The following is a 26,317-nucleotide window of genomic DNA, read 5'->3' as shown; positions in this document are numbered from 1 at the left end:
GACGGACCGCATGACCACCGACACCCACCGCGCCATCGATGCCGTCTGGAGGATCGAATCGCCACGCCTGATCGCCGGCCTGGCGCGCATGGTGCGCGATGTCGGCCTGGCCGAAGAACTCGCCCAGGATGCCTTGGTCGCGGCGCTGGAGCGCTGGCCCGAGACCGGCGTGCCGGACAATCCGGGCGCCTGGCTGATGGCCACCGCCAAGCACCGCGCGATCGACCGCCTGCGCCGCAGCAAACTGCAGCAGCGCAAGTACGAGGAGCTGGGCTACGAACTGGAGGACTGGCAGGACGACGCCGAGGCCGCGTTCGAGGCGGCCATCGACGACGACATCGGCGACGACCTGCTACGGCTCGTGTTCACCGCCTGCCACCCGGTGCTGTCGACCGAGGCGCGCGTCGCCCTGACCCTGCGCCTGCTCGGCGGCCTCACCACCGACGAGATCGCGCGCGCGTTTCTGGTACCGGAACCGACCGTGGCCCAGCGCATCGTGCGCGCCAAGCGCACCCTGGCCGAAGCGCGCGTGCCCTTCGAAGTGCCGCGCGGCGACGAACTCGCCGAACGCCTGGCCTCGGTGCTGGCGGTGATCTACCTGATCTTCAACGAAGGCTATTCGGCCACCGCCGGCGACGACTGGATGCGCCCGGCGCTGTGCGAGGAAGCGCTGCGCCTGGGCCGCATCGTCGCCGAGCTGGTGCCGCGCGAACCCGAAGTGCACGGCCTGGCCGCGCTGATGGAAATCCAGGCCTCGCGCGCCCGTGCCCGCGTCGACGCCGCCGGCACGCCGGTGCTGCTGCTGGACCAGGACCGCGCACGCTGGGACCAGGTCCTGATCCGGCGCGGCCTGACCGCGCTGGAGCGCGCCGAAAAACTCGGCGGCGCACGCGGCCCTTACGCCCTACAAGCCGCAATCGCCGCCTGCCATGCCCGCGCGCGCACCGCCGACGAAACCGACTGGGCGCGCATCGCCGCGCTCTACGACGCCCTCGCCCAGCTCGCACCCTCGCCCGTGGTCGAACTCAACCGCGCCGTCGCCCTGGCCATGGCCTTCGGCCCCGCCGCCGGCCTGGAACTGGCCGACACCCTGCTCGACGAACCGTCGATGAAGACCTACCACCTGCTGCCCAGCGTACGCGGCGATTTCCTCGCCAAGCTCGGCCGCTACGGCGAGGCGCATGCCGAATTCAAACGCGCGGCCTTGCTGACCCGCAATGCGCGCGAGCGCGAGTTTTTGACCGAACGTGCGGCGGCCTGCGCGCGCAGCATCGCGACGATCAAGCGGGATTGAAGCGCGCCGCGCTGGCGCTGAAGCGCACGCGGCATAGGTCAAGCAGAGCGCAGAGCGTGTGGATGCGACGCGCCAGGCCTCAGTAGGTCGGACCGCCCACGTCCAGCACATACTCGAAGTTCTGCACCATGTTGCCGTAGCCGTCGTCGTCCTCGGCGTCGCGCCCGTAGTTCGCGCCGACCACCAGGGTGTGGCGACCCGGCTTCATCGGCGGCAGCAACAGCCAGTAGCCGTCGCTGGCGGCGATCACCGTGGCGCCGCTGCCATCGTCCTCGCCGAAGGCGTCGAAACAACGTTCGGTGCGGACCCGATAGCGCTTGGGATCGGCCACCCGCACGCCGTCGATCAGCACCACCGCGCTGCGCAGCGCGTCGTTGCTCAGGGCCAGTCCGTCCAGCAGCGACTTGCAGTGCGCCGGCTTGAGGCTGGCCGGAACCGGATAGCGGCTGCGCTGGTACAGATTGATGATCGGCAGGAACACATGCTTGTCGACCGGCACCGAACAGCGCCGCTTCACGTTCTCGCTGCCGTCGGTGCCGGCCAGAAACCACACCGGCCCAGACTGCGCGATCTTGCACCAGCGGCCGTCGGGGTCGCGATAAGGCTCCATCCCGCCCGGAAAGCGATCGGTCCAGCGCCACCAGTGCGCGCTGAGCTCGGCATAGCCCAGGCCTTCGACCTTGGCGTTCAAGGGCAGCACCGCCGATGCGGCCGCGGACTTCGGCGGCGCGGCCAAGGCCGACACCCCGCACATCAGGCCGGCCAACCCCAAACCGATCAGTATCCGCCGATGATCCATCCCGTTCCTCACTTCGCCTGCCGCGAGCCCGCGCCAGTCTCGGGCGGAAACGCATCGCGCAGCAACTGCGGCGACAGGGCGCGGTAGATGGTGCTGTGCCGCAGGTCGGGCCGCGGATCGTAGCGCCAGGTCAGTCCCTTGGGCGCGACCGCGCGCAGCGCATCGGCCAAGCGCGCGGTCTGCGGCGCGATGTTGTCTTCGTTGGCCGACGACAACAGCAAGGTCCGTCGCCCGAACCCGCCCGCCTTCAAACGCGGCTCCGCGGCCTGCACCAACGCATCCTGGTTCCACCACAGGCTGGGACTCATCGCGATATAGACATCGAATAGCTTGGGCTGCTCGAAGAAGGTCTCGACCACGAACAACCCCGCCAGCGACTCGCCGATGATGCCGGTCTCATCGCCTGCCCGATAGCGCTTGCGGATCAACGGCATCAGCTCGTCGGCGATGTAGGCACGGAACTGCGCCGAGCCGCCCACCACCGGCGCGATCTTACGATCCTCGGCGAACGCCGTCGGACCGGTCATGTCGCGCCGCCGCTGGGTGTTCTCGATGCCGACCACCAGCACCGGCCGCATCTCCCCGGCCCGGATCGCCGCATCGACACTGCTGGCCACATGCGGGAAATCCTCCTGCAAGCCGCCGTCGAGCATGTACAGCACCGGATAGCGCGGCCCCCTGGCCGCGTCGTAACCCGGCGGCGTATAGACGTTGATGCGCCGCGTTTCCTTCGGCGCCGAGGTGTCCATGGTGAAGCTCTCGTGCGCGGGCACGGGTTCGGCGACGACGGCCGGTTCCGCAGCCAGCGCGGAGGCGCAGACACAGACCGCCAAGCAACCAGTCGTCATCATCTTCAAAAGCGTATGCATGCAGTGCCCCGTTGAGATTGATCGGCCTCGGCGACAGGCACGAGAGCGGATCGCGCGATTATCGACGCACCCGCCCGGCGACAGGCATGCGCCGCGCCATGCGCACGGGTTGCGGCCTCATTGCGTCGTCGCAGCGGGAGCGGGAGCGGTGCCGGCGGGATCCGTCTTGGGCGCCGCGGCGCCGTCCAGATGCTCGCGCAAAAAGCCCGCGATGCCCGACCAGGTAATCTCCAGCGCCAAAGGCTGATCGAAGCTGTGGCCCTCGTTCGGGAACGCCAGCACCACCGGCTGGCGCCCCTTGAGATTGAGCATGCGCACCAGGCGACGGGTGTGCTCGAAATCCACGCGCAGGTCCTCGCGGCCGTGGACCAGCATGATCGGCAACTGCAGTTTGTCGAGGTTGTACAGCGGCGAAGTCGCTTCCATTTCAGCCAAATCTTTATTCGGATCGCCGATGATGCGCTCCATCAAGGCGCGGGTCTTGGCCGAGCGCGCGCTGTCGCTGGCGGTAAAGAACAAGGCGCGATCGCTGACGCCGGAGATCGACACCACGCAACGGAAACGCCCAGGCCAGCGCATGGCCGACACCAGGCCCGAATAGCCGCCGTAACTGGCGCCGACCATGCACATCCGGGTCCCGTCGATGGGGTAGGACGCGATCGCGCTGCGTACGGCCGCGTCGATGTCGTCTTCGATCATCTTTCCGTAGTTGCGGTGGCCGGCCTCGCGAAAGGCCTTGCCATAGCCGTCGGAGCCGCGGAAGTTCACCTGCAACACCGCATAGCCCAGCGACGCCAGGTACTGCACTTGGCGATCGAAATGCAGGCGGTCGCCGACCCCGACCGGGCCGCCGTGCGGCAAAACCACCATCGGCCGCTTGCCAGGTGCCTCGGGCAAGGTCAGGAAGGCCTCGATCGTGAGCCCATCGCTGCCCTTCACCGACAGCACCTTCGCGGGCGCGAAGCGCTTCTCCGCCAGCCAAGGCATCACTTCATCGATCAATGAGGCACGCTTGGCGGCGACGTCCATGTGGTAGATCTGCGGCGGGCGATCGCTGCCGTCTACCCACAGAATCAGCTGCTTGCCGTCCAGGCTGCGGTCGATCACGGCGACGGTGCGGCCGGGGTATGCCGCCTGCAGGGTCGCGCCCAGCGCGCGATCCTTCTCGTCGAAGTACTCGGTGACCAGACGGCCCGATTGGTAGTAGCGCGCCGCCACCGGCTCGCGCCGGCGATCCAGCACCGGCGCCGCCACGTCCACGCCCGGTTTGCTGAACAAGGTGCGCTCGATCTTCTTCGTCGCCGGATCGAACACCACCAGGTCGCGCTGATCGCGGCCCTCGTCGCTGAGCCCATAGATCAGGTCGCCGTCGAAGGACAGCGCCAAGGGCTGGAACCCACCCTCCTTGCCCAGCTCCAGCACTTCCTGATACTGCCCGGCGATGCCGTGCAGCAGCACCATGCGCTCATCGCGCTTGACGATCGCCGCGCGCAGCCGTCCCTGCCCGTCTGCGTACCAGCCCAGGTCGTTGCTCATGCCTTTGTTGAGCCGGTCGCGCGAAGCGGCAGTGGAGAAACTGCGGATGTCTCGATCGCCGACGGTCAAGTCGATGCGATGCACCACCAGGGTGCCACGGCTGTCGTAGCCCTCGAACAGGATCGCGCCGGGCTCGTCGGGCAGCAGATCGACTATGGCACCCTTGCCTTCCAATGCCAGCACTTGCGCGGCGCGCTTTCCATCCTTGGACTCGCCGATCCGGGCCACGGTGTAGTTGCCGCTGCCATTGCCGGCCAGCAGGATGCGATCGCTGTCCCACGCCAGCGAGTCGATGGCCTCCTTGCGGGTGGTGAGGCGTTGCACGCTACCGGCGACCAGGTCGATCAACTCCAGCCCGTAACGGTCCTCGCCTTCGCGCACCACCTCGGCCAACAGGTCGCCGCCGGGATTGAGCGCGACATCGACCACACGGCCGGGTTTCCACATCTGTTCGACCGGAATCGGCAGCGTCCCGGGCTTGGGCGGCTCGCGGCCGACGTTGAGCTTGGCCGGCGCTTCGGAATTGGATGCGCGCGCGCTCCGATACAAAGCGGGGAACGGGTCCGGATAGCGCCCGACGAAGGACAGGCCATGCTGCGCGTAAACGGCCGGATGCTGAGCTTCCAGCCAGTCGATCACCGGCAAGGAGCGGTTCGAGACGTGCATGAAGATGCGCAGAAAGCCGGTCGCGCGCAGCACCAGATCGCCGCCGTAGTTAAGTTTTCCGGCTTCGACCCTGAAGCGGTATTCCGGATCGGTGATCGAGTAGCGCGCGTGATAGTCGCCGCCATAGAGATTGACCTCGGCCCACTCGTATTCGCCCGCCTTCAGCGCGTACAACTGCAGGTTGCGGCCCCCTTCCATGCGGTTGAGCACACCCTCGGTCGGGCCATGCCCGGCCTCGCGCACGTGCACGCTGCTGACGTAAACGCTGGTATCCACCACCAGCACCAGCAGGCCCTCGTCCGGCGCCAGCTTGGGCGCTTCGCCCGGATCGATCTTGCGCATCGCCGCAGCGTCCAGCGCCAGCGACATCAACAGCAGGGCCGCCAGCCAGCACGCGCCCCATTTCCATGCCCGCCGCGGGCCGTGCGTCTTCACCCGATCGCTGCCGCGGCCATCCGCCAGTTTCGCCATCGCTACCCACGCCCCAACGGGCGCCCCCTATCCACGCGTATATCCGCTACCACCCCTCATCGAAGCATAGCCCAGGGCCCGGCTCAGCCGGCAGGAGCAATCGCGGCCGGAGCGCTCGCCTCGCGCCGCAACCAGCGCGCCCGCAACTGCAGAAACGGCCGCTCGACCGCGTAATGCAGCAAGGCACCCGCCACCAGCGTGGCCATCGCGTACACCGCAAACGCCAGCACCCCCTTCCCCTCCAACTGCGCACCCAAATGGGTCTCCACCAGGCGGAACACCGGCTTGTGGATCAGGTACAAGCTGAACGAGGTCAGCGCGATCCAGCCCGCGCCGGGCACGCGCCAGCGGCCGAGCCAGCCGCTGGTGCTGGCGCCGGCAGCGACCAGCAAGGCCAGGCCGATCGACAGCAGCGGGTAGCCGATCACGGTCGGCAGCAAGGCGGTGCGCTCGTTGAACAAAGCGATCGCCACGGCGACCACGGCCAGGCCGGCGATCAGCAGCAAGTTGGCGCGGCGCTGCAGGCCGGCCCACAGCTGCGGGCGGTAGACCTGGATGCTGGCCAGCACTACGCCGCAGAGCAGGCCGTCCAGGCGCATCCAGGTCGGGTAGTAGATGTCCTCGACGAAGCGTTGGCCGAAGCTGCGTTCGGCGGTCTCCAGGCCGCGCACCGGGGCCATTTCGTACACCCAGACGTAGCCGCGCAGCGCCAGCCCGGCGATCAGGACCGCGGCGCAGACACTCAGGAACTTGGCCGTCGAAGGGCGCCGCGTCATCCACCACGCCAGCCAGGGGAACACCAGGTAGAAATGCTCCTCCACGCACAACGACCAGGCGTGCGAGAAGGCCTTGTTGTGCTGGTAATCGATCAGCAGGTTCAAGGTGAAAGTGAGGAACTGCCACAACGGCTGGATGCCGGGAGCCTCGCGGAAGCCCGGTACGGTGAAGTACAGCGCCAGCACCGCCAGGAACGCGGGCAGCACGCGGAACGCGCGGCGCAGGTAGAAGTCGCCGGGGCGGAACGGTTGGCCCTGACTCAAGGGCTTGAGCAACTGGCCGCCGATCAGATAACCGCTGAGCACGAAGAACAGGTCCACGCCCATCCAGCCATGCGTGACCCCCGCCTGCCAGAACTCGCCCAATCCGCCGACCAGATAGGAATGGAACAGCATCACCCAGACGATGGCGATGGCGCGCAGCAGATCCAGACCGGGAAGGCGACCCATCGAGTACTCGTATAGCGTCGCGAGGCGCAGCGACCGCGGCGCGCGACAGTGGAAGGGATTGGGGGATGCGGGCGCCGTCGCGACCACTGGCTGCGCCCGCAGCGTCAGCATAGAACCGCGGCGGGGTCCTGCCTATCCCTCGCGATGGCCTTGCGCCGAGTCGTTGCGGCGGCGCCGCACCGCGCTGCCGCGACGGCGCGACCCAGCGCTGGGTGCCGAGGCGGCCGAGTCGCCTGGCGGCCCGATTCGGGACCGGCCCGCCGCCCCGCCGCAGGGCCGAAAAACCCCGTCGGCCGGTACCGCCGGCGACGCAAAACCATGGACAATGCGCGCAACCGCGGCGCGCCCGCGGCCCGTGCCGGATCGGAGGGGAGACACCGATGCAGCGGATGCTCGTGGGATTCGTGGCGATCGTCGCAGGCGCCCTGCTCGCCCTGGCCAGTCATTGGCTGATCGGCGTGGCGGTGCTGATCGTGGGCGTGCTGGTCGTCAACAGCGCTCGGCGCAACGTGCCCCTGGCCGCGGACACCGGCTCGGGCTACGACGGCGGCAGCAGCTGGAGCAACAGCTCCAGCAGCGACTGGAACTCGTCCAGCAACAGCAACGACGACAATCGCGACTGCAGCGCCAACGACGCCGACAGCAGCGGCGGGGATGGCGGCGGCGGAGACGGTGGAGGCGGTGGCGACTGAGCCGCGTCGCCGCGGTATATCCAGGGAGCAGGAGTGAGCGTGGAGAAGTGAGTACAGCCTCTTTGCCTGCTCACTTCTCACTTCTCACTTCTCAACACTCACACCTCGCCCCCCTCGATCGCGCCGTCGCAGCCGGCGAGACGCATGCCTCGCACAGTAGGCGGTCGAATCCGCGCCGCCGCCCGCATGCCCAGCTACTACCTCAACCGGACGCCGCAACCCAACGGCACCTACGAAGTGCATGCGCTGGGCTGCCCGCGCCTGCCCTTGTATCGGATCCACCTGGGCGAGTTCGCGCAGGCGCGCGATGCCTTGCACATCGCGCAGCGCCATTACGCACCGGCCCAGGTCTGCCCGCGCTGCACCGCCGAACAAACGCGGCGCTGACGGCCACCGCCGTTAGTTGTGGAAGGCTTCGAACTTCACCTCGACCGGGGCGCCGGACGCGGCGCCGACCAGCACCAGGTAGTACTTGCCCGGGCGTATCGGCCCCGAGTACAGGTCCGAGCAGATCGCCAGGGCCTTGGACAAGGCGCGGCCGCGGGCATCGAACAGTTGATAGCCCGGGGACTCTCCGTCGTAGGGGTCGCCGATGCAGGTCATCTGATGCGACAGCACGAACAGGTCGCCGACATCGGGCTTGACGATGTCGATCAGATACGTGGTGCGTTGTCCGGCCGCTAGCGCCACGTTGCGGGTGTTGCCGTTCGCCAGCGCCTCGGCCCGATCCATGTCCGGCGTCCATCGCGCCTCGAAGAACACGCTCGGCCCGGTCTCGCGTGCGGCCCCCGCCTCGGGTTTGGCGATCCGGCCCAGCGCCCGCGAACCCAGTTGATGCGAACTCAGGAAACCGCGCTCGCCGGTAACCGCCAGATCGAAGGCGCAGGCGTCCAGCAGTAGCGCGGCCACCCCGGCGGCGGCGCAGGCCTCGCGTGCCTGCGCCAGCGCGGCGGCCGTCGGCGCCGCGGGCGTGCGCGGGAAGTCGCGCAGGGCGTAGCTGGCCGCGTTGCGGCCCGGCGCGTAGTCGAACAGCGACTCGTCGGCGCCGATGCGCCAACTCTGCACGAAGCCGTCGATGCCGGCCGTATCGGGCTGCGAAAGCGCGACCCCGGAACGCGGCACGAAATCATGACGGGGATCGTCGTCGGCGCGCCCGATCAGCCCCGCGTCCCCGGCGGTATCGACGCCGCGCATCAGCCGGTAGTCGAGGTCCAGCCAACTGCCGTGATGAACCACGCGCAAGCTGCTGCCGTCGGCCCACATCAGCGCGATCACCTCCGGCCGAGTCGACGCACCCCACACGCCCAGCACATGGCCGTCGCCCAGATCGTGCTGGACGAAAGCGCCCTGCCACTGCAGGGGACGACCGTCCACGCGCACGCCGTCGGCATAGATGCCGACGCGGCGCGCGCCGGCGCGTATCGCCACCGCAGTGACCGCGGCCACCGAGTCGCTGCCGTGCCTGGGCTCCTGGCGCACCTGGATCTGGACGCCGCGCGTGCTGCGCAGCAACCAGAACTCACCCGCGCGCTGGGTACTGAACACCGCGCCGCTGGGGACGATGTAATGCGGCTCGCCGACCGCGCCACCGCCGTGCTTGCTGCCATGCCCATCGGGGCCGCCCGTCGAAGCCGGCACGGTCGGCGGCGTCGCGGGGGCCGCGGCGGTCGGCTTGCGGCATTCGTCGATCGCGGAGTTGCGCGTGGGCGTGGGCGCGGGCGTGGCGCTGCCGTTGGCCGAAGGCCGCAGACAGACCTGGTCGTACAGCGCCACCCGTTCCAGCAGGGCGTCCTGTTGCTGTTTCAGGGCCTCGCGCCGGGCCGGGTCGTCGGCGCCGTTGGCCTCCCCGCACCAGGCCGCGATCGCCTGCTGGTTCTGCGCCAGTTCGCGCTCGGTGGTGTCGCGGCGTTCGGCGATGCCGCGCAGGGCTTCGTCAATGTTGTCGCGGGTTTCCTTCTTGTATTTGTCCGGGTCGGCGCGCATGCGCGAGGACCAGCCGGTCGCCCCCAGATGCTGGAGGAATTCGTCTATGCCCGGCGTGCCGGCCTGGGCCATGGCCTTGAGCTTTTCGGTATAGGAGGGCCGGAACGCCAAGTATTCGTTGGCGGCGTCTTTCAGGGTCGGATAGGAGGGGAAGCACACCGTTACCGCCTGCATCGACTGGCCGTTCTCCATCCAGCACGGCGTGGCCACGGGCGATTTCAGCGCGTCGGCCTTGGACGCGGCCAGGGGCTTGGCCTGATTGCTGACCTTGCAGTTGACGATGGTGGTCTGCGCGCAGCCCGGCTTGGCGTCCTTCTGCACGTTCCAAAGATTATTGCCCGGCTTGACCGTGTGGTTGCCGGCCTTGTCGACTTTGCCACCGAGGCTTTCCGCACGCGCCTGGCCGGCGATGTAGGTCCACAGCACCGGCCCCAGGCCGCCCGCATTGGCGCGGATCAACGGTTCGGTGACGTTCTGGGTGAAGCCTTCGTTGATCTTGCGTAGCGGATCGCCGGCCGCGCGCGGCGACGGGCATTGCACCTGTGCATAGGCAGGCACGCAGGCCAACGCCAGCACCGCCAGCAGCAAGGTGCGCATGGCGCTCGCCCCCGCGCTCATGGCGCCCCTCCGGCGCCGGCCACCGTCTCGCGACCGTCGCGGCCGATGTAGCGCGAGGGCGCGGACGGCGGATGCCACCAACGCTCGCTGCTGCCGTCGGGCCAACGCTGCTCCAACACCTCATCGCCGTCGCGGTACAAAGCCTTGCTTAGCGACACTGCGCCGGGATCGGGCTTCAGCGCCACCCGCAGCGCGTCGCCCTGCGGCCAGCCTGGCGCCAAGGGCGCACTGGCGCCGTCCGCGCCCGCGATGACCGACGTCGATACCGAAGCTGGCGAAGGCTCGGGCCGCGATACGGACCCGCGCCAGAACCAGTACCCGAGCAGGCCCAGCAGCGCTATCAACAACAGCCCGAACGCCTTCTTCATGGCCTCACTCCTTGTGATGGCGGGCCGACAGCCCGCGTCGCGCCGTTCCCGGCGCCATCGATCACCAACGCGCTCCGCGCGGCAATCAGGACATGAAGCGGGCGTCGCCGGCCGAGGCTACTTCGGTCCCAAAGCCAGGGCCGAGCCGGTGAACGGCACCGCCAGCTTGTAGCCGGCCGGCACCGGCGCCGAAGTCGCGGCGGCGGTGCCGAACTGGGTCACGCCGGCGCCCAGGATCTGGGCCAGATCGTAGCGGCGCCCGCCGAACTCGAAGGCGCGGCTTTCCAGCAGCCAGGCCGAGAACACGTTCGACGCCAACAACGGCGTCTGCGCCGGGCCGATGCCCTGCTCCACGGTGGTGCCCACGACCAGCCCGGTCCTGCGCAGCGTCGCGATGCATTCGCCCAGGGCGAACGAGGCTGGGTCGTCGAAGCTCGCCGCCGGCTCGCGTTGCAGGTACACCGAGAACTCGCCGACCGGGTCCAGCCCCAGGCTCAAGGCGCCGTTGACCACGCTGCCGGCTTCGAAGGGACGCGCGGCGAAAGTGAAATGCGCGGTGGTGTCGCTTTGCGCGCCGTCGAACAGCGGCGCGTCGATGCCGGACAGATGCAGGAAATAACCGAAGTCGGCCAGTCGGTTGTCGTTGTCCAGGTAAAAGCGTCCGGTCGCGTACCAGGCCAGTTCGCCCGGCATCAGTCGCTGGGCGCGCGCTTCGGCGCGGCGCGAAGGCCGCGCGATACGGCGACGGCCGGCGCTGCGCGCGCCGGGATGACGGGGCGGGTTCATGCGGTGACGGCTCCGGTTCGGGCGCCTCCGATGGTAAGCCCCAAGTTTACTGCGACGCCACCCAGCAGCAGGTCGCGGTGACTTCGAAGCTGCGCGTTACCTGCCGGCCGCTGTTGTCCGCGTCGCAGTAGTAGGTGTCTCTACTCGGCCTGCCGTTCACCTGTCCGGGCTCGGGATCGCCGGCCGCGTTCTCCAGCCAACGGCAGCCACCGCCCATCGCGGTGCCGCGCGAGCCGCTGTCGGGCGTCAGGTAAGGGCATTGCGCGCCCTTGCTGCCGTAACGACTAGGTTCCATGTCGTAGACCTGCACCACCTGCTCGCAAGCCATGCCGACCTTGGGCGCATCGCCGAAGTAACCGACGACGTCCACAACCAGGTCGGTGGCCGCCGAAGAGAACACCGACAACGAGGGCTGGGCCGGGTCGGCGCCTTGCTTGGCGATGATCTCGTTGCCGGCGATGTCGGTAGCGCGATAGTTGAGGCTGGACGCGACCGGCAACTGCGTGCCGTAAGGGAACACGGTGAGGTAACCGGCCTGAGCCGGATTCACCGCGACCACATTGACCACCACGGCGCGCGCATCGACGGGAATCGCGCAGCCGGCCGGGTGCCCGCCTTGCGCGCTCAGGTCGGCGCCGGCGGTTTTCAGGTGCAGTTGCCCAGTCGCCACCAGGCGCGCGCCGTTCAGACGGGTGTCCGACAGGCGACAAGGAGAGAGCATGTTGTAGACCAGTTGCGCCGACGTCGTCTCCAGCAACGCGGCCGCACCGGCCTTGCGCGCGTCCCAGGCCGAGGGCGCGGGTATGTCGAGCGCCGGCTGCGGGGTCAAGGCAGCCATCATCGCGTCGAAACTGGGCATGGCTGCGGCGCGCCGCAAATCGCGTTCGCTTAGACGCGCGAGGGTGGGACGCATCGCCCGCGCCCAGGCCTGCGGCGTCGTGCCGTACACCTGCTGTACATGCGGCGCCCATAGCTGCAGCAGGCGCTCGCCGGCCTGTCGCGTCGGCGCCTCGCTCACCGAGGCCGCAGCCGCCGCGCTCCCGGCCTGCGCGACCGCACGGGTCTCCCCGCGCAACGCGCCTAGCGCGCGCGGCGCCGCGATCGCGAACATCAAGCCCGCAGGCAGCAACAACGCCAGCGCCAGGGCCGCCTTCTTCATCGGAGTCTTCACGATCGCGATCCCAGGCTCAGCGACTGGGCACGCGACAGCACATGCCCGAGGCCGTGATCTTGTCGCTAGTGGTGGCGCGGTTGCGCGCGTAGCAAGCGTAACGCCCGTCCGCGCGCGGTCCGAAGCTATGGAAGTACACGCCGTTGACCGAGGGGTACAGATCGACCGAGCTGCAGCCGCCGCCGCTGAGGGTGGAACCGGCCGGACACGCCGGCGTGATCGCCGCATCGGTGCCGCCAGGCGGGATAGTGACGTTCAAGGAGTAAACCGTGGTGCAGTTCAACGGTTCGTTCTTGGTCGGGCTGAAGTAGCCGGCCACATCGATCACCACGTCCGCCGCCGCATAGCTGTACAGCGTGAAGCTGGGCAGGTTGTCGCCGCCGATGCGGGCGATGATTTCATTGCCGACGATGTCGCCATTGCGGTAGTTCAAGCTGGAAGCGAGCGGACGAACGCCGCCGGTCGGATACACGGTGAGGTAGCCGGCGGTGCCCGGGTCGACCACGGTGATGTTGAGCGTCACCGCCGAGGCATCGCTAGGCAGGCCACAGCCGCCGTTGGCGCCGCCCTGCTGCGTCAGCATGGTATCGGTGTTGAACACGCGCGCCTCGCCCGCGTACAGACGACGCGCAACCGTACGGGTATCGGCCAGGCGACACGGCGACAGCATGGTGTAGAGCAGCCGGTCGGTCTGCGGATAGAAGGCCTTCACCGAAACCGGCGGCGCCTTCGCCGCCGTCTCGGCGATGTGCGGAAACGGCTCGCTAACCGCCGCCATCATCGCCTCGTAGTCCGGCATCGACGCCGCGCGCTTGAGATTGACCAACGGCGCGCGCGCGAAGGTCGGGCCCATCGTCTGCGCCCAGCGCTGCGGCGGCGTGCCGTAGATGCGTTGCACATGGCCGGCCCAACGGCGCACGATGCCGGCCACCAGCGCGCCGCGTTCGCTGCGGGGCTGGTACTGGGCCGCGGGCGAGACGGGCAAGCTCTGGGCCAGACCGGCACCCGACGAACACGCCAGCAGCACGCCGGCCAGCAGGGCCGCGCGCGTCTTGTTTGCCAATTTCATGCTTTCCCCTGTGAACGCGGCCGGCTCGGCTCGCTATCGGCACACGTCGCCGGCAACGAAAGCGCCGGCTATCGCGACGATCGAAACTTCATGCGGATGGTGTCGGAACGCCATGACCGTTACAAGCGCAAGGCGCCGCCATTGCGCCTAACCGGTTCGGCGCATCAACGCCGCAGCGCGCGCTTGGCGAACACCACGCAGATCACCCCGAACAGCATGTGCGCGAGCACGCTCCAGGCGATCCAGTCCGGATGCTTCAGCGATGGCGTGGCGTTGACGCGCGACAGCGGCAGCACCACGAAATTCATCACCAGGTACAGGACCACGCCGTAGGGAAGGCCGTAGGCCCAGATGCGCGACAGCAGTCCGGTGTAGCGGCACGCGACCAGGGTGTAGATCAGCACGAACAGGGTCGCCATGAACACATGCAACAACACGCCCAACCCGGCCGATTGCAGGCCGCCGTCGAAACTGGCCGGCCCCAGCACGCCCACCGCGATGGTCTGGAACAGACGCACCATGCCGGCCGCGTCCCAGCCGAACCACAGCGTGGCCGCGAAGCTCATGTCGCCTAGCGCCACCAGCAGGCCGCCCAGCAGCACCTGCGCCCAAGCAGGCGAGCGCGAGGCGTGATTGAGACTGGAGGACATGCCGGAACTCCCCGCGTTCGGATGGTGGCCGGATCATAGGGGCCGATCGGCGCGCGCGTATGTGCCGAAGGCAGGGGTTCGACGGCGCGCGCGGCCCTCGCCGGAACGCGTCTGGCGGCATCCGTGGCAGGCCGCCGCAGTCCTGGATGGAGAACCCGATCGTTCGCGCCCCGCTCGCCACGGCGAGGCGCACGCAAGCGATCTCAGCGCAGCTGACTGTCCTTGCTGCCGCGTCGGTTGTAGCCGCTGGCCGCGCCCTGCTCGCGGTCGTGCGCTTCCTGGCAGCTCACGCACAGACGCACGCCCGGGATCGCCTTGCGGCGCGCTTCGGGGATGGGCGTGTCGCATTCCTCGCAGCGCTCCAGACCGGGGCCCTGCGGTAGTTGGTCGCGGGCGCGCTTGATCGCGTCCTTGATGGTGGCGTCGATCTGGTCCTGCACGGCGCCGTCGCCTGCCCAGCCGGTTGCCATGGCCGCCTCCGGGTGCGGTGGAAGGGACAAACAGCATAGCCGAGCGAAGCTGAGCGCTGCTCGACCCTGGACCGGCCTCCCGGGCGCGGCCGCGACCGCGCAAGCGGACCTGCGTCTCCTCTCACGATACGGCGGCGTGTGTCGGTAGCGTGCCTGCGCTACCATCGGGCGATGCTCATGCCGGCGATGGACCGCGGCGACGGTCTCCAAGGGAGGAGGGGAATGGATCCAAAGTCAGGTCAGGGCTCGGCGCCCCGCTCTCGCGGATCCGCCAGCGCTCCCGGCCGCCACGACGGTCCCGATCCGGACCGCGCCTCGCCCCGCGCCGCCCGCCGCGGCATTCCGATGCCATCCCCTCGTACGCGTCTGGCCGCACTGGCCCGCGTGCTCGCGCTTTCCGTCCTATTCGTAACAGGATGCCAACCCGCCATGTCCACCCAACCTGCCTACGTCGCGCCCAACAAGACCGACGCCAGCCGGCCGTTGACCTTCGCCCAGCACGATTTCGGCGCCGCGGCCTACGACACCTTCGGCTGCAGCGTGCTCTACAACGGCGAATACGCCCTGCGCGATTCCGATGAGACCAAGACGCCGTCCTCGGCCTCACTGGGCACCGACTACCGCAAGCACATCGCCGCGCCCTGGGCCGCGATCCGCAACTTCCCCGGCCCGGCGCAGCTGAGCTGGCGGTCCAAGGACGGCAGCGCGCACGAGGCCACGATCGATATCCCCGGCCTGTTCGAAGACCGCGTGATCCGCCATAACGTGCCCAGCGCCGAGCTCGCCGGATCCGGCGTGATCGCCGAAGACCCGGAGATCCTGGTCGAGGTCAACGACCGCACCGTCAACGTCTACATGCGCGCCATGGTCCATACCCGCGAGCTGCAGATCCCCGGCAACAAACACAGCGACTTCCGCAACGATCCGGTCCTGGTGTTCAGCCATACGTACTAAAGGAGTAGTGCGATGACGGACGACAAGAAGAAAAAGGGCCCGGACGGGGTCAGCACCTACCCCGCCGACGCGCACGACCTGGCCAGCTACGAACAGGCCAGCGAGGCGCTATCGCGTTTGTCCACGCCGGTGCTGCTGCACAGCTCGAACCCGCATGAGCGGCTGTTCATCGCCGCCTTCGACGGCACCGGCAACAGCATGCTCAAGGACGCGCCGACCAACCACACCAACATCGCCGACGTGGTGCGTCAGACCGCCGCGGCCAACAGCCGCGGCATGTCCAACATCCGCGTCGACTACATGGAAGGCCCCGGCACCCAGGACGGCGCGATCAAGAGCGGTCTGGACAGCATGACCGGCGGCACCTACGACGACCGCGTCGAAGAGATGTACGTGCGCCTCACCACCCAGAGCAAGAAGTGGCTGGCCGAGGATCCGGAGGCGGAGATCCGCGTGGTCAGCCTGGGCTTCAGCCGCGGCGCGGAACAGGCGGCGGGCTTCACCCGCCTGGTCGACGAGCGCGGCATCGGCGACCCGAAAGAGCGCGTGGAGGATCGCAACCTGTTCGGCAAGCTCAAGGGCGTGCATTACACCGGCGAGCCCTTGGTGCCGGCGCACGAAGTGCCGCAGGCCGTGGCCCTGTTCGATCCGGTCGGCACCGGCGAACCGCGCAAGCACGACCGCCGCCAACCGCCGTCGGTGCTGTCGGGCTTTCAGATCACCGCCGAAGACGAACGCCGCAACCTGTTCAAGTCCACCAGCGTGCTGGACCCGGGCGTGAGCGAGAACGGCCGCTTCCTCAACGTCACCGTCGGCGGCGCCCACAGCGACATCGGCGGCAGCTATGCGCTCAACGGCCTGTCGGTGCGCAGCGGCAATCTGATGGTCGATTACCTCAACTCGCTCAGCGACCAACCGTTCCTGGCCAAGCGCCCGCTGCCCACCGCGCCGGAGATGAACGTCGTCCACCGCTCCGAAGAGCACCAGTGGTTCTACCGCACCTCCGACTTCGACAAGGACGGCCAGCGCGACCGCATGACCCAGCTGACACGGGACAAGCGCGTGGCCGATCAGCACAACAACGAGGCGCGCGACGAGATCATGAACGGGCGCTTCCCGCAGCGCCCGGTCGCGATCGGGCCGGTGCCGCCGGAGCGGCCCTCGCCCGAGCCGCGCCTCAATGCCGAGCCCGCGCCGATCGCCGCCGCGGACACCCGCGCGCTGTTCCAGCGCCTGGGCCAGGCCGCGGTGAACGGCGACGTCGACGGCGCACGCGCCGTCGGCGGCAGCTTCCTCGCCTCCGAGCAGGGCCAGCACCTGCAACGCCGCGGCGGCGAACAAGCCCAGGCCGCGGCCGCACCGCCCGAGCGCCAGCAGGACCGGCCGGCCGACCCCACGACGCCCACGCCGCCCACGTTGCCGCCGAACGGCCACGAAGGCCCCGAACGCCGCATGACGCCGCGGCTCTGACAGCAGGACGAGAAAGCGCACGATGGAGAAACAGGATCTGGAGTTGTTCGCCGTCCAGCTGATGGGCGTCGCCAAGATGTTCGAGGTGGTCTGCGACAAGGCCACCGAACGCTTCACCCAAAGCGCGACCGAACTCAAGCGCACCGCCGATGTCTGGGAGACCAACGCCCAGTTGCTGACCCGCGATCTGGTCGCCAGCGTCGGCGAGCAGACCCGCGACGCCATCGAGCAGGGCGTGGGCGCGGCCTCGGCGCAGTACGGCCAGCAGTTGCAGAACACCGCCGCGGCGCTGCGCGAGGTCTCGCGCAATGCCGAGAAGACCCTGCAGCAGTTGGACGACCAACGACGCGAGCTCAAGCGCGAACAGAAGTCGCTGATCTGGACCGGCCTGATCGGCCTGGGTCTGGGCGCCCTGCTCGCCGCCAGCGGCGCGGGATATCTGATCTGGCAGAGCGGTCGCGAAGTCAAACGCGCCGAATTCGCCAGCGACATCCTGCGCGCGACCAAGTCCGGTGCGCTCAGCCGTTGCGGCCAGGCGCTGTGCGCGCGCGTGGACGCGAACGCCAAACGCTACGGGCCCAAGGGCGAGTACCTGCTGCTGGAGCAGTAGGCCCGCCCCAGGGCGGCGCCAGGCGACCGCCCTGCCCTCCCCCGAGACTCAATCGTGGGTCTCGCCCGACAACGGCGTCGCCCGCATCGAGGGCCGCGCCTGGAAGGCATCGAACCAGGCGCTCAGGCGCGGACGCCCCGCGCGAAAATCCGGCAGCGCGCGGAATTCCAGCCAACTCAGCGCGGTCGCCAGCGCGATATGGCCGACATGCAACGCGCCGTCGGTATCGAGCTCGCTTTCCAGCCAGTCGTAGCTGGTCACCAGCTTCTCCGTATAGCCCTCGCACAGCGCCGGATAGCGCAGCGCTTCCGGCCGCCGCACCGTCTCCCAACGCACCTTGATGCCGGCGTCGCCCAGGCCTTGCGCGATCGCCTGAACGCGCAGGGCCTGCCAGCGCGCTTCGCCTTGGTCGGGAATCAAGCGCGGGCCCGCGTGCAGCGTGTCCAGATAGGCGCAGATCACGTCGGAATCGAACAGGGCCGGCAGGCCCGGGCGCAGCAGCACCGGCACCTTGCCCAACGGGTTGGCGGCGTAGACCGCTTCGTTGCGCAAGGTCGGGCTGGTTTCGTGGTGCACGACCTCGATGCGGTCGGCGATGCCAGCCTCGTGCGCGAACACCAGCGCCTTGCGCGCGTACGGGGAATGGGTTTGATAGAGCAGTTTCATGGCAGGACCTTGAAGAGGAAGGAAACGCTTAGACGCGCGGCTGCGATGCCGGACCATCGGCGTGGGCCAGGCGGGCATCGTGCAGCAATTGCGCGACCACCGCGGTGATCCGTTGCGCGGTCGGCAAATGCAGAAACTCGTTTGGACCGTGCGCGTTCGATTGCGGACCCAGCACCCCGGTGACCACGAACTGCGCCGATGGAAAGCGCTCGCCCAGCATCGCCAGGAACGGGATGCCGCCACCGCCGCCGATCAAGGCCAGGCCGGCGCCGAAGCTGGCCTGCGAGGCCCGCTCCAAACTGGCGCTCAGCCAGGGCGCGGTCTCGGGCGCATGCCAACCCTGCGACACCATGTCGATGCGGAACGCGACCTCGCTGCCGTAGGGCGGCTCGGATTCCAACAGCGCCTTCAATCGCCCGGCCGCGGCCTGCGCGTCCAGCGTCGGTGGAAGACGCAGGCTGAGCTTCAGCGTCGTCGCCGGCTGCATCACCGCCGCCGCATCGGCCACCGCGGGCAGACCGTCCAGGCCGGTGATCGCCAACTGCGGCCGCCAGGCGCGATTGAGCAACACCTCGGCGGCGTCGGCATGCACGGGGCGCATGCCCGGACGCAGCGGCAGCTGCGCATGCAAGCCGTCGCCGAGGGCGCGCGCCGCGATCCGCGCCTGCGCACGGCGCGAAGGCGGAATCGGGGCGTGGAACGGGCTGGCGATCTCGCCGCTGCCGGGATCCTCCAAGCGCGACAGCAGCATCCGCGCGATCCGGAACGACGAGGCCACCACGCCCGAGGCATCGCCCGAATGCACGCCCTCTTCCAGCACGCGCACGCTCAAGGCGCCCGCGACCTGACCGCGCAAGGAGGTGGTCAGCCACAGTTGCTCATAGTTGCCGCAGCCGGCGTCCAAGGCGACCACCACCGCGGGCGACCCCATCCGCGGCGCCAGGTGTTCGACGTAGTAAGGCAGATCGCCGCTGCCGGATTCTTCGCAGGCCTCGATCAGGATCGCGCAGGGCGCATGCGTCAGCCCCTGCGCGCGCAAAGCCTGGATCGCCAGGATCGCGGCGAAGATCGCGTAACCGTCGTCGGCGCCGCCGCGGCCGTAGAGCCGCTCGCCCTCCAGGGACGGTGTCCAGGCATCGCGTCCGTGGGTCCAGCCCGTCATCGGCGGTTGCTTGTCCAGGTGCCCGTAGATCAAAACCGGCGCCGTGCCTTCGCCGGGAATCTCGATGTAGATCACCGGCGTGCGCCCCGCCAACGTCACGACCTCGACGCGCGCGCCCGGTACTTGCGCCAGGCGTTCGCGCGCCCAGTCGATCATCAATGTCACCGCGCGCTGCATATGTCCGCGTTCGGCCCAGTCGGGCTCGAAAGCCGGGGACTGGCAGGGAATGGCGATGTAGTCGCTCAGCACCGGCAACAGGTCGTCCTGCCAGCGGTGGGCGATGAAACGCTGCAATGCGGAAAAATCCATGGCCTGGGTCTGTGTTTTGGAGCTAGCATCCTAGGAGCGCAGCCCCGCGGTTTCGCCGCGAACCGGCATGGTCCTGCGCTTTTTTTCCGCGTTGTCGGCAAGCTCCGGAGCCCCGCATGTCGCTAGACCGATTCGATCGCCAACTCCTGAACCTGGTCCAGGACGATGCCGGCCAGACCGCCGAGCGCCTGGCCGAACAGGTGTTCCTGTCGCCATCGGCGGTGCAACGCCGGCTGCGGCGCCTGCGCGAACAAGGGGTGATCGTGCGCGACGCGGCGGTGGTCGACCCCAGAAAGGTCGGGCGCCCGACCTTCTTCGTGGTCTCGTTGCAGGTCGAACGCGAACGCCCCGAACTGCTGGCCCAGTTGCGGCAATGGTTGGCGGCACAGGAACACGTGCAGCAGGCCTTCTACGTCACCGGCGAGGCCGACTTCGTGCTGATCATCACCGCGCCCGACACCGAGACCTACGACGCCCTGATGGCGCGACTGGTCGGCGACAACCCGAACGTGAAGCGCTTCACCACCAATGTCGCCCTGGGCGTGGTCAAGCGCGGGCTGACGATTCCGATACCGTTGGACGAAGACGAATGAGGCACGGGCGCGGCGCCGGATTCTGGCGTCGCCGGACGCTTGCGCGCGTTTTTCCCGCATCCGCGCGCCCACAACGCGGCCAGACCGCGCACGCGGCGCGCAGACTGTCGGCATGAACTCCGACACCGACGCCACGCACTGGGACATCGCCGAACTCTGGGACGACTACCGTCCCACCCCGTTGATCGCCCTGCCCGCGCTCGCCCGCCACACCGGCGTCGCCCAGGTGCTGGTCAAATGCGAGGGCCAGCGCCCGCTGGGCAACTTCAAGGCATTGGGCGGCATGTACGCGGGCTTGCGCGCACTGGCGCGCGCGACCGGCGCGTCCTCGCTGCGCGAGCTGGAGACGCGCAAGCGGGCGACCGGCACCTATCGCCTGCTCTGCGCCAGCGACGGCAACCACGGCCTGGCCGTGGCCGCCGCGGCGGCGCGTGCGGGTGCCGGCGCTTCGGTCTATCTGCCCGCCGACGTAGACGCCGGCCGCGCCCGTCGCATCGCCCGCTTGGGCGCCTTGGTCGTGCGCGTCCACGGCACCTACGACGACGCAGTCGATGCCGCCCAGGCCGCCGCGCTGCGGGGCGACGGGCTGTTGATCGCGGACACCAGCGAAGATCCGAACGACCCGGTCGTACGCGACGTGATGGCCGGCTACGGCCTGCTGGTCGACGAACTGCGCGCGCAGTTGCACGAACACGGCGATGGCCGCATCAGTCACGCCTTCGTCCAGGCCGGGGTCGGCGGCCTCGCAGCCGCGGTCGCGCAAGGCCTGCACGACCGTCTCGCCCAGCCCGCGGGCCTGGTCGTGGTGGAACCCGAGGCGGCCGCCTGCGTGGCGCATGCGCTGTCGCAAGGCGCGCCTTCGCGCATCCCCGGCGACCTGCGCACCAGCGCCGAAATGCTTTCCTGCGGCCTGGCATCGGCGCCCGCCCTGCGCGTGCTGCGAGACCACGGCGCGGTCGCCATCGCCGTCGACGAGTCAGCCTTGGTCAACGCGGCCGCCTGCCTGCATGAGCATGGCGGTCCGCGCACCAGTTCTTCCGGAGCCGCCGGCCTGGCCGGACTGCTGCAAGCCACGGTCGACGACCGCGCCCGCAGCGCGCTCGGCCTGTCCGCCGCAAGCACGATCCTGCTGATCGCCACCGAACAACCGCGGGACTGAACCTCGGCGGCGCTTACTTGGCTCGAGCTCGGGACGCCGCGTACAGATCGTGCCTTCGATTCGGATCGATCCTGCCGCCGCGCGGCGCACGCAGACCGTGGCCGGCGAATTGGCCCTCTCCGCCGCAGGGTAATTGGCACTCCAAGTCGGCAGGCATCGGGCCTAAGGTCCGCCCTGCACACCACAAGGAGGTACTCACCATGAAGACCCGCACGTTCCGTCTAGCCCCGCTGTCGACTCTGGTCGCCGCCACGCTGATCACCCTGTGCTCTTCCGCCAGCGCCGTTGCCGGCGATGCGCACCATGTCGGCATGGATTGGAAGGACAACATCATCACCCGCATCTGCGCCCGCCAGTTCGAAGTCGCCCAGCGCATGGACATGGAATCCTTCCGCGACTACGACGCCGAAACCTTCCGCGCCGTGCACGACGAGCGCGCGATCACGGTGTTCGGCAGCGGCACCACCCTGATCGGCATCGACGCGATCATGAACGCCTTCACCGGCCACTTCAGCAACCGCGAAGCTCGCTGGAGCTGGACCGAGCGCTATCGCGTGGTCGACGGCTGCAGCTCCGCCTTCATCCTGTACGAAACCGTGTACGAGATCCCGCGCATCGGCTTCCGCTCGCGCGCGCTGACCGGGGTCACCTACACCTACGACCGCGGCAAGTGGCTGGCGATCGCCGATCAGGGCACGCCGCTGCCGTAATCGCCTCTCGCAGTTGGGTTCGCAGCAGGGGCGGCGGCGAGGCCGCCCTTGTTGCGAATCCGTTCCGTCGACCGGTCGCGCCCAAGCCTGCGATACTGAAGTCTCCCTCAGGCCGGCATACGCATGGACCACCGCGATCTCGACATCGAGACTCTGCACCAACGCGCCTACGACGCATTCGATGCCGGCCGGCTAAAAGACAGCTCAACCCTGTTCGCGGAGCTGTTACGCCGCGAGCCCGATGCCGCGCACTACCACTACATGCGCGGGCTGACCCACAAGTACCTGCTCGACTGGCCGACCTCGTTGCGTCACAACCTGGACGCACTCGCGCTGGAACAGGCTCCCAATGAAGGCGCCGTCTGGAACGGCGCCATCGCAGCGACCGCCTTGGGCGATTGGGCGCAAGCGCGTCGCCTATGGACGCTGGGCGGGATCGCCATTCCTGAGGGCACCGGCCCCATCGAGGCGGACTACGGAATCGTCAGCATCCGCTTGAATCCCTGGGGCGACGGCGAAACCCTTTACGCACGACGCATCGATCTCGTCCGTGCGCGGCTGCTCAACGTTCCCCTGCCCGACAGCGGCTACCGCTACGGCGACATCGTCCTGCACGACGGCGCACGCACCGGCGAACGCGGCTACTTCGGCCAACGCGTACCGGTGTTCAATGCCCTCGCCCGGCTGGTGCCTTCCGACCTCCAGACCTATGTGGCCTTCGTATCGTGCGAGAGCGCGGACGATATCGCGGCCTTGGGCTCGGTCTCGCTGCCGGGCTACGCCGATGCCGAAGACTGGAGCGCATCCATCGTTCACTACTGTTTGCGCTGCAGTTACGGCGCCCCGCATAGCCACGCATCCGCTCAGGACGACGCCGACTGGGAGCCCGAGCGCAGCCTGGGCATCGCCGCGCAAAGCCGGCGGGTGGTGGACAAGCTCCTGCGCGATTGGACCAGAGGCGGTCGCGGCCGCCGGGTCGACGCAGTGAATGCGGTCGATGCCCTGCCCCAAGCGCCCGCGGACGGCGGCGTGTGGTGGTGCGCGCCCGACGACGAGGAAGAGCCGGCTGAGTGAGTGGGAGACTTTGGTCCAGCGACGAGATCGAAGCATGGGCGGCCGCCTACATCGACTTTTAGTTGGACGCCCAACGACCTACCGAGGGCCATCCGCAGTGGTGGGCCGTGGACCGATTCATGGAGGACGAGCATTGGGAGGACAATCGGGCCGCAATCCTCTCGATTATCGACAAGACGGAAGCTAAGGAAGTGCTCGCTCTGCTGACTGCGGGCCCGCTGGAAGACTTGATTCATTCCGCCAGCCCGCACTTCATCGATCGCATCGAGCACGAAGCGCGGCGAAGCTCTGCATTCCGGCATCTGCTCGGTGGGGTTTGGGAGAGCAGCACGTCCGAGATCTGGGCCTGGCTGGAACGCGCCCGCGGCGAGAGTGGTTAGGGGCGAACATCCAGAGTTCGCCTTATCGATCGCGACACATGTCATCCCGGCGCCCGGTCACGCGTTGGATCGGCAACGCCCCGGGACTTCATCGCCATGCGCCCCTGTTCGATCCCTCCAACCGTACTGGCCCTGCTGCTGGCAGCGATCGCATCCATGGCCGCCGCTGCGCCGCCACGCGCCGCCCCCCGCGACCTGAGCTACGGTCCCGATCCCGCTCAGCGCCTGGACGTGTACCGTCCGGCACGGGCGCGCAAGGCGCCGATCGTCGTGATGGTCCATGGCGGCGGCTGGCGGATCGGCAGCAAGGATGCGCGCGGCGTGGTCGGCAACAAGGCCGAGCACGCCCTGGCCAGCGGCAGGATATTCGTCTCCATCGATTACCGCCTGCTGCCGGGGGCCGATCCGCTGAGCCAGGCCGAAGACGTGGCGCGCGCTCTGGCCTATGTGCAGAAGGAAGCCCCCAACTGGGGCGGCGACCCGGCGCGGGTGGCGCTGATGGGCCATTCCGCTGGCGCGCACTTGGTCGCCCTGCTCGCCGCCGCGCCCGATATCGTGCGGGCTCAAGGCGCCAAGCCTTGGCGCGGCACCGTGGCGCTGGACAGCGCCGCGTACGACGTCGATGCCCTCATGCGCCGGCCGCACCTGCCGCTCTACGACCAGGCCTTCGGCCGCGACCCCGCCTATTGGCGCCGGACTTCGCCCACCCTGCAACTGCGCAGCGCGCCGGCGCCGATGCTGCTGGTGTGCTCCAGCCAGCGTCGCCTGTCCTGCGCGCAAGCCGAGGGGTTCGCCCGCCGCGCGGTCGCATTGGGCGCTCGCGCGACCGTGCTGCCGGTGGATCTGAACCACGCGCAGATCAACGCAGATCTGGGCTTGCCCGGCGACTACACCGCCCAGGTGGAAGCCTTCCTGGCGTCGCTGTGATCCAGGCGTTGCGTCAGCGCCCCATCGCGATCGCCAGCACCAGCACCGACAGCCGATTGACGTAAGCCGTCATCGTATCGGCGATGCTGCCCTGCCTCGGCGTGAACGCATCGCAGGCGCCGCCCGGATAGGCATGCTCGCCGAAACCGGGCTGCACGATGGCGTCGGCGTTGGCCAGAATTTGCGCGCGATAACCCTGCACCAGGGTCGGTCTGGCGCGCCAAGCCTGCAGCAGATAGCGCATGAACACGCCCACCCCGGTCTGGTAGTCGCCGTCGTCGTTGCCGGGCGACGGCGCGTAATACGGGCTGGGTGAGGAGGTGTCCAACCACGGCATCGGAAAACTGCCGGACACCGAGCCGTAGCTGCGCGGCTGGTAGGCGTTCTTGAACACGCCCTCGATCAAAGCCGGATACAGGCTCAGCACCTTGGGCGGCGCGACACCGCCGGGCCAGGCCGCCTGCGCCTCGCGCAAGGCGCCCAGGAGCAGGCCCTGATCGCCGGTCCAGGCCAGGCTGCTGCGGTACATCGCGTCCCAATAGAGCTGCGCGTTTGGCCCGACCGGCTGGAACGTGGACACGCGCTCGCGCACCAGCACGCCCGACGGCAAGGACATCAACAAGGACTGGTCGGGCTGCGGCGTGCCTGTCATCCATTGGTTGAACCAGCCGATCTGTTCGGTCCAGGCGACCCTGCAGGCCGATGTGTTCAAGTTGCTGGCGCGGAACACCTGCGCGAACGCGGGGTTCTGCGAGGCGCGATGCAGGCGCAGGCTCAACAGCGCATACAAACCGTTGGTGACAGTGTTCTGCACCGGGTTGAGGTAGCTGCGCCACCAATCGGTTTGACGCGTCGGCACCGGGTCCGGGTAGGCGTCCAAGGTGATCGGCGAGTTCCACGCGCCGCCGGGAATCCGGCGCGGCATCATCCACGCATTCGGCGGCAACGGCGGCTGCGGATTCGGACGTGTCTGGCCGATGCGCTTGCCGACGTTGGGCGCGCCGATGTTGTTCGCGTGCTCACTGGCGAAGCTCGCCCAGCCCGGCAAGTCCCGGAACGGATAGATCGCGGCACCGGCCTGCGTGGACCAGCCCGGGCCGTACATGTAAGCCCAGGCGTTGATCGCGATCTTGAGGAAATCGTCGCGGCGTTGCGGCGCGAAACCCTGCTCGGCGGCACGCAACGCGGCGATACCGATCCAACCGAAGTCGTCCCACCAGTTGCCCAGCTGGGTCGGGTCCAGCGCGCCGAGCGCGGCGTCGCCGTAGGGCGCGCTGTCGGCGCCGCTGACCAGGAAATAGTCGAGGATGCCGTCCATCGCCCAGGCGCTGCGCCAGACGTTGTCGGCCGTCACCCAGCGCGGCAGGATTTCGCGCTCGAACAAACGTCTCGCCTCGGCGAGGTAGGCCTGCAGGTTGGCGTCCGCGGACCGCGCCTCCGCCTCCTCACGACCGCTGCGTTCGTCGTTCACGACTTCGTCCTTGATCGCGCCGGGTTGGCCCCGTTTGCGCGCCAGGATAGCGCCGCGACGACGCGCGCGAGCGCGCGCGTCCTACCCGTTTTCGGCGATGCGGCGCGCGCCGGCGCCGGCCAGAATGCCGGGTTGCCCGGCGCTGCGCGCAACCGCCACCGCTG

General features: G+C 68.8%; 26 protein-coding genes. 12 read left to right on the top strand and 14 right to left on the bottom strand.

What is annotated here, in order from left to right; translation table 11 throughout:
• Positions 1–10: 10 nt before the first annotated feature.
• On the top strand, positions 11–1,294 hold the full coding sequence (locus ASD69_RS03505; RefSeq protein ID WP_056174089.1) for an RNA polymerase sigma factor: 1,284 nt from the start codon (positions 11–13) through the stop codon (positions 1,292–1,294).
• A gap of 79 nt (positions 1,295–1,373) precedes the next feature.
• Here the strand turns inward: ASD69_RS03505 and ASD69_RS03500 are convergent, their stop codons facing one another.
• The 4 genes from ASD69_RS03500 to ASD69_RS03485 all read right to left on the bottom strand — a co-directional run bounded on the left by ASD69_RS03500 (position 1,374) and on the right by ASD69_RS03485 (position 6,861).
• Positions 1,374–2,093 carry a hypothetical protein gene (locus tag ASD69_RS03500; protein ID WP_235567135.1) on the bottom strand — a complete coding sequence of 240 codons (720 nt, stop codon included), beginning with the start codon at positions 2,091–2,093 and terminating at the stop codon, positions 1,374–1,376.
• A gap of 8 nt (positions 2,094–2,101) precedes the next feature.
• The gene (locus tag ASD69_RS03495; protein ID WP_235567134.1) at positions 2,102–2,842 is read right to left on the bottom strand and encodes an alpha/beta hydrolase-fold protein; all 741 of its coding nucleotides are present in this window, start codon (positions 2,840–2,842) and stop codon (positions 2,102–2,104) included.
• 237 nt (positions 2,843–3,079) lie between these two features.
• Positions 3,080–5,635 carry a S9 family peptidase gene (locus ASD69_RS03490; RefSeq protein ID WP_056174087.1) on the bottom strand — a complete coding sequence of 852 codons (2,556 nt, stop codon included), beginning with the start codon at positions 5,633–5,635 and terminating at the stop codon, positions 3,080–3,082.
• A gap of 83 nt (positions 5,636–5,718) precedes the next feature.
• A complete protein-coding gene (locus tag ASD69_RS03485; protein ID WP_056176481.1) occupies positions 5,719–6,861 on the bottom strand; it encodes an acyltransferase in 1,143 nt (380 codons plus the stop codon).
• A 380-nt stretch (positions 6,862–7,241) separates the two neighbouring features.
• On the opposite strand from ASD69_RS03485, the gene ASD69_RS03480 reads away from it, so the two are divergent.
• Positions 7,242–7,553 carry a hypothetical protein gene (locus tag ASD69_RS03480; protein WP_056174084.1) on the top strand — a complete coding sequence of 104 codons (312 nt, stop codon included), beginning with the start codon at positions 7,242–7,244 and terminating at the stop codon, positions 7,551–7,553.
• 144 nt (positions 7,554–7,697) lie between these two features.
• Entirely contained in the window at positions 7,698–7,940 is a 243-nt protein-coding gene (locus tag ASD69_RS03475) for a hypothetical protein (RefSeq protein WP_157498953.1), read from the top strand.
• Between the two features lie 12 nt (positions 7,941–7,952).
• Here ASD69_RS03475 and ASD69_RS03470 read toward each other — a convergent pair whose 3' ends face one another.
• From ASD69_RS03470 to ASD69_RS03440, 7 genes are all read right to left on the bottom strand, one after another.
• Positions 7,953–10,154, bottom strand: a complete 2,202-nt coding sequence (locus tag ASD69_RS03470; RefSeq protein ID WP_157498951.1) for a hypothetical protein — start codon at positions 10,152–10,154, stop codon at positions 7,953–7,955.
• Entirely contained in the window at positions 10,151–10,522 is a 372-nt protein-coding gene (locus ASD69_RS03465; protein ID WP_056174077.1) for a hypothetical protein, read from the bottom strand. The genes ASD69_RS03470 and ASD69_RS03465 overlap by 4 nt, the downstream gene beginning before the upstream one ends.
• Before the next feature lie 117 nt (positions 10,523–10,639).
• Positions 10,640–11,308, bottom strand: coding sequence for a hypothetical protein (locus ASD69_RS03460; protein ID WP_056174075.1), 669 nt, complete (start codon positions 11,306–11,308; stop codon positions 10,640–10,642).
• Between the two features lie 46 nt (positions 11,309–11,354).
• Positions 11,355–12,479 (bottom strand): hypothetical protein, encoded by a 1,125-nt coding sequence (locus ASD69_RS03455; protein WP_157498949.1) that lies wholly within the window; start codon positions 12,477–12,479, stop codon positions 11,355–11,357.
• A gap of 16 nt (positions 12,480–12,495) precedes the next feature.
• Entirely contained in the window at positions 12,496–13,548 is a 1,053-nt protein-coding gene (locus tag ASD69_RS03450) for a hypothetical protein (protein ID WP_056174071.1), read from the bottom strand.
• Positions 13,549–13,712: 164 nt separating this feature from the next.
• The gene (locus tag ASD69_RS03445) at positions 13,713–14,198 is read right to left on the bottom strand and encodes a hypothetical protein (protein WP_056174069.1); all 486 of its coding nucleotides are present in this window, start codon (positions 14,196–14,198) and stop codon (positions 13,713–13,715) included.
• 203 nt (positions 14,199–14,401) lie between these two features.
• Complete coding sequence (locus tag ASD69_RS03440) at positions 14,402–14,668, bottom strand: DksA/TraR family C4-type zinc finger protein (RefSeq protein ID WP_056174068.1); 267 nt, start codon at positions 14,666–14,668, stop codon at positions 14,402–14,404.
• Positions 14,669–15,097: 429 nt separating this feature from the next.
• Between ASD69_RS03440 and ASD69_RS03435 the strand changes: the two genes are divergently transcribed.
• The 3 genes from ASD69_RS03435 to ASD69_RS03425 are packed head-to-tail and all read left to right on the top strand — an operon-like array spanning position 15,098 to position 17,702.
• The gene (locus tag ASD69_RS03435) at positions 15,098–15,622 is read left to right on the top strand and encodes a hypothetical protein (protein ID WP_056174066.1); all 525 of its coding nucleotides are present in this window, start codon (positions 15,098–15,100) and stop codon (positions 15,620–15,622) included.
• 12 nt (positions 15,623–15,634) lie between these two features.
• On the top strand, positions 15,635–17,092 hold the full coding sequence (locus tag ASD69_RS03430) for a DUF2235 domain-containing protein (protein ID WP_056174064.1): 1,458 nt from the start codon (positions 15,635–15,637) through the stop codon (positions 17,090–17,092).
• A 22-nt stretch (positions 17,093–17,114) separates the two neighbouring features.
• Positions 17,115–17,702 carry a hypothetical protein gene (locus ASD69_RS03425; RefSeq protein ID WP_056174062.1) on the top strand — a complete coding sequence of 196 codons (588 nt, stop codon included), beginning with the start codon at positions 17,115–17,117 and terminating at the stop codon, positions 17,700–17,702.
• A gap of 48 nt (positions 17,703–17,750) precedes the next feature.
• Here the strand turns inward: ASD69_RS03425 and ASD69_RS03420 are convergent, their stop codons facing one another.
• Both ASD69_RS03420 and ASD69_RS03415 read right to left on the bottom strand, forming a co-directional pair.
• A complete protein-coding gene (locus ASD69_RS03420; protein WP_056174061.1) occupies positions 17,751–18,368 on the bottom strand; it encodes a glutathione S-transferase in 618 nt (205 codons plus the stop codon).
• Positions 18,369–18,396: 28 nt separating this feature from the next.
• On the bottom strand, positions 18,397–19,839 hold the full coding sequence (locus ASD69_RS03415; RefSeq protein ID WP_056174059.1) for a M20/M25/M40 family metallo-hydrolase: 1,443 nt from the start codon (positions 19,837–19,839) through the stop codon (positions 18,397–18,399).
• Positions 19,840–19,955: 116 nt separating this feature from the next.
• Between ASD69_RS03415 and ASD69_RS03410 the strand changes: the two genes are divergently transcribed.
• The 6 genes from ASD69_RS03410 (at position 19,956) to ASD69_RS03385 (ending at position 24,682) form a co-directional block, all read left to right on the top strand.
• A complete protein-coding gene (locus ASD69_RS03410) occupies positions 19,956–20,432 on the top strand; it encodes an Lrp/AsnC family transcriptional regulator (RefSeq protein WP_056174057.1) in 477 nt (158 codons plus the stop codon).
• A gap of 112 nt (positions 20,433–20,544) precedes the next feature.
• Positions 20,545–21,591 (top strand): pyridoxal-phosphate dependent enzyme, encoded by a 1,047-nt coding sequence (locus ASD69_RS03405; protein WP_056174055.1) that lies wholly within the window; start codon positions 20,545–20,547, stop codon positions 21,589–21,591.
• 200 nt (positions 21,592–21,791) lie between these two features.
• Positions 21,792–22,301 (top strand): hypothetical protein, encoded by a 510-nt coding sequence (locus ASD69_RS03400; RefSeq protein WP_056174053.1) that lies wholly within the window; start codon positions 21,792–21,794, stop codon positions 22,299–22,301.
• A gap of 123 nt (positions 22,302–22,424) precedes the next feature.
• On the top strand, positions 22,425–23,375 hold the full coding sequence (locus ASD69_RS03395) for a hypothetical protein (RefSeq protein WP_056174051.1): 951 nt from the start codon (positions 22,425–22,427) through the stop codon (positions 23,373–23,375).
• A gap of 62 nt (positions 23,376–23,437) precedes the next feature.
• A complete protein-coding gene (locus ASD69_RS03390; protein ID WP_056174049.1) occupies positions 23,438–23,755 on the top strand; it encodes a DUF6869 domain-containing protein in 318 nt (105 codons plus the stop codon).
• Positions 23,756–23,851: 96 nt separating this feature from the next.
• Complete coding sequence (locus tag ASD69_RS03385; RefSeq protein ID WP_056174048.1) at positions 23,852–24,682, top strand: alpha/beta hydrolase; 831 nt, start codon at positions 23,852–23,854, stop codon at positions 24,680–24,682.
• Between the two features lie 13 nt (positions 24,683–24,695).
• Here ASD69_RS03385 and ASD69_RS03380 read toward each other — a convergent pair whose 3' ends face one another.
• Positions 24,696–26,153 (bottom strand): hypothetical protein, encoded by a 1,458-nt coding sequence (locus tag ASD69_RS03380; RefSeq protein WP_056174046.1) that lies wholly within the window; start codon positions 26,151–26,153, stop codon positions 24,696–24,698.
• Positions 26,154–26,317: the final 164 nt, after the last annotated feature.

Source organism: Lysobacter sp. Root604 (assembly GCF_001427505.1).
GTDB lineage: Bacteria > Pseudomonadota > Gammaproteobacteria > Xanthomonadales > Xanthomonadaceae > Lysobacter.
Note: the sequence above shows the minus strand (reverse complement) of the source record. Positions and strands in the feature narration are given on the sequence as shown.

Excerpts from the sequence above, each read along its gene's own strand:
- ASD69_RS03475 (WP_157498953.1), top strand. The coding sequence starts at position 7,698 with ATGCCTCGCACAGTAGGCGGTCGAATCCGCGCCGCCGCCCGCATGCCC.
- ASD69_RS03410 (WP_056174057.1), top strand. The coding sequence starts at position 19,956 with ATGTCGCTAGACCGATTCGATCGCCAACTCCTGAACCTGGTCCAGGAC.
- ASD69_RS03395 (WP_056174051.1), top strand. The coding sequence starts at position 22,425 with ATGGACCACCGCGATCTCGACATCGAGACTCTGCACCAACGCGCCTAC.
- ASD69_RS03415 (WP_056174059.1), bottom strand. The coding sequence starts at position 19,839 with ATGGATTTTTCCGCATTGCAGCGTTTCATCGCCCACCGCTGGCAGGAC.
- ASD69_RS03405 (WP_056174055.1), top strand. The coding sequence starts at position 20,545 with ATGAACTCCGACACCGACGCCACGCACTGGGACATCGCCGAACTCTGG.
- ASD69_RS03460 (WP_056174075.1), bottom strand. The coding sequence starts at position 11,308 with ATGAACCCGCCCCGTCATCCCGGCGCGCGCAGCGCCGGCCGTCGCCGT.
- ASD69_RS03440 (WP_056174068.1), bottom strand. The coding sequence starts at position 14,668 with ATGGCAACCGGCTGGGCAGGCGACGGCGCCGTGCAGGACCAGATCGAC.
- ASD69_RS03480 (WP_056174084.1), top strand. The coding sequence starts at position 7,242 with ATGCAGCGGATGCTCGTGGGATTCGTGGCGATCGTCGCAGGCGCCCTG.
- ASD69_RS03385 (WP_056174048.1), top strand. The coding sequence starts at position 23,852 with ATGCGCCCCTGTTCGATCCCTCCAACCGTACTGGCCCTGCTGCTGGCA.
- ASD69_RS03465 (WP_056174077.1), bottom strand. The coding sequence starts at position 10,522 with ATGAAGAAGGCGTTCGGGCTGTTGTTGATAGCGCTGCTGGGCCTGCTC.
- ASD69_RS03420 (WP_056174061.1), bottom strand. The coding sequence starts at position 18,368 with ATGAAACTGCTCTATCAAACCCATTCCCCGTACGCGCGCAAGGCGCTG.
- ASD69_RS03490 (WP_056174087.1), bottom strand. The coding sequence starts at position 5,635 with ATGGCGAAACTGGCGGATGGCCGCGGCAGCGATCGGGTGAAGACGCAC.
- ASD69_RS03430 (WP_056174064.1), top strand. The coding sequence starts at position 15,635 with ATGACGGACGACAAGAAGAAAAAGGGCCCGGACGGGGTCAGCACCTAC.
- ASD69_RS03505 (WP_056174089.1), top strand. The coding sequence starts at position 11 with ATGACCACCGACACCCACCGCGCCATCGATGCCGTCTGGAGGATCGAA.
- ASD69_RS03495 (WP_235567134.1), bottom strand. The coding sequence starts at position 2,842 with ATGGACACCTCGGCGCCGAAGGAAACGCGGCGCATCAACGTCTATACG.
- ASD69_RS03435 (WP_056174066.1), top strand. The coding sequence starts at position 15,098 with ATGTCCACCCAACCTGCCTACGTCGCGCCCAACAAGACCGACGCCAGC.
- ASD69_RS03470 (WP_157498951.1), bottom strand. The coding sequence starts at position 10,154 with ATGAGCGCGGGGGCGAGCGCCATGCGCACCTTGCTGCTGGCGGTGCTG.
- ASD69_RS03400 (WP_056174053.1), top strand. The coding sequence starts at position 21,792 with ATGAAGACCCGCACGTTCCGTCTAGCCCCGCTGTCGACTCTGGTCGCC.
- ASD69_RS03425 (WP_056174062.1), top strand. The coding sequence starts at position 17,115 with ATGGAGAAACAGGATCTGGAGTTGTTCGCCGTCCAGCTGATGGGCGTC.
- ASD69_RS03450 (WP_056174071.1), bottom strand. The coding sequence starts at position 13,548 with ATGAAATTGGCAAACAAGACGCGCGCGGCCCTGCTGGCCGGCGTGCTG.
- ASD69_RS03485 (WP_056176481.1), bottom strand. The coding sequence starts at position 6,861 with ATGGGTCGCCTTCCCGGTCTGGATCTGCTGCGCGCCATCGCCATCGTC.
- ASD69_RS03500 (WP_235567135.1), bottom strand. The coding sequence starts at position 2,093 with ATGGATCATCGGCGGATACTGATCGGTTTGGGGTTGGCCGGCCTGATG.
- ASD69_RS03445 (WP_056174069.1), bottom strand. The coding sequence starts at position 14,198 with ATGTCCTCCAGTCTCAATCACGCCTCGCGCTCGCCTGCTTGGGCGCAG.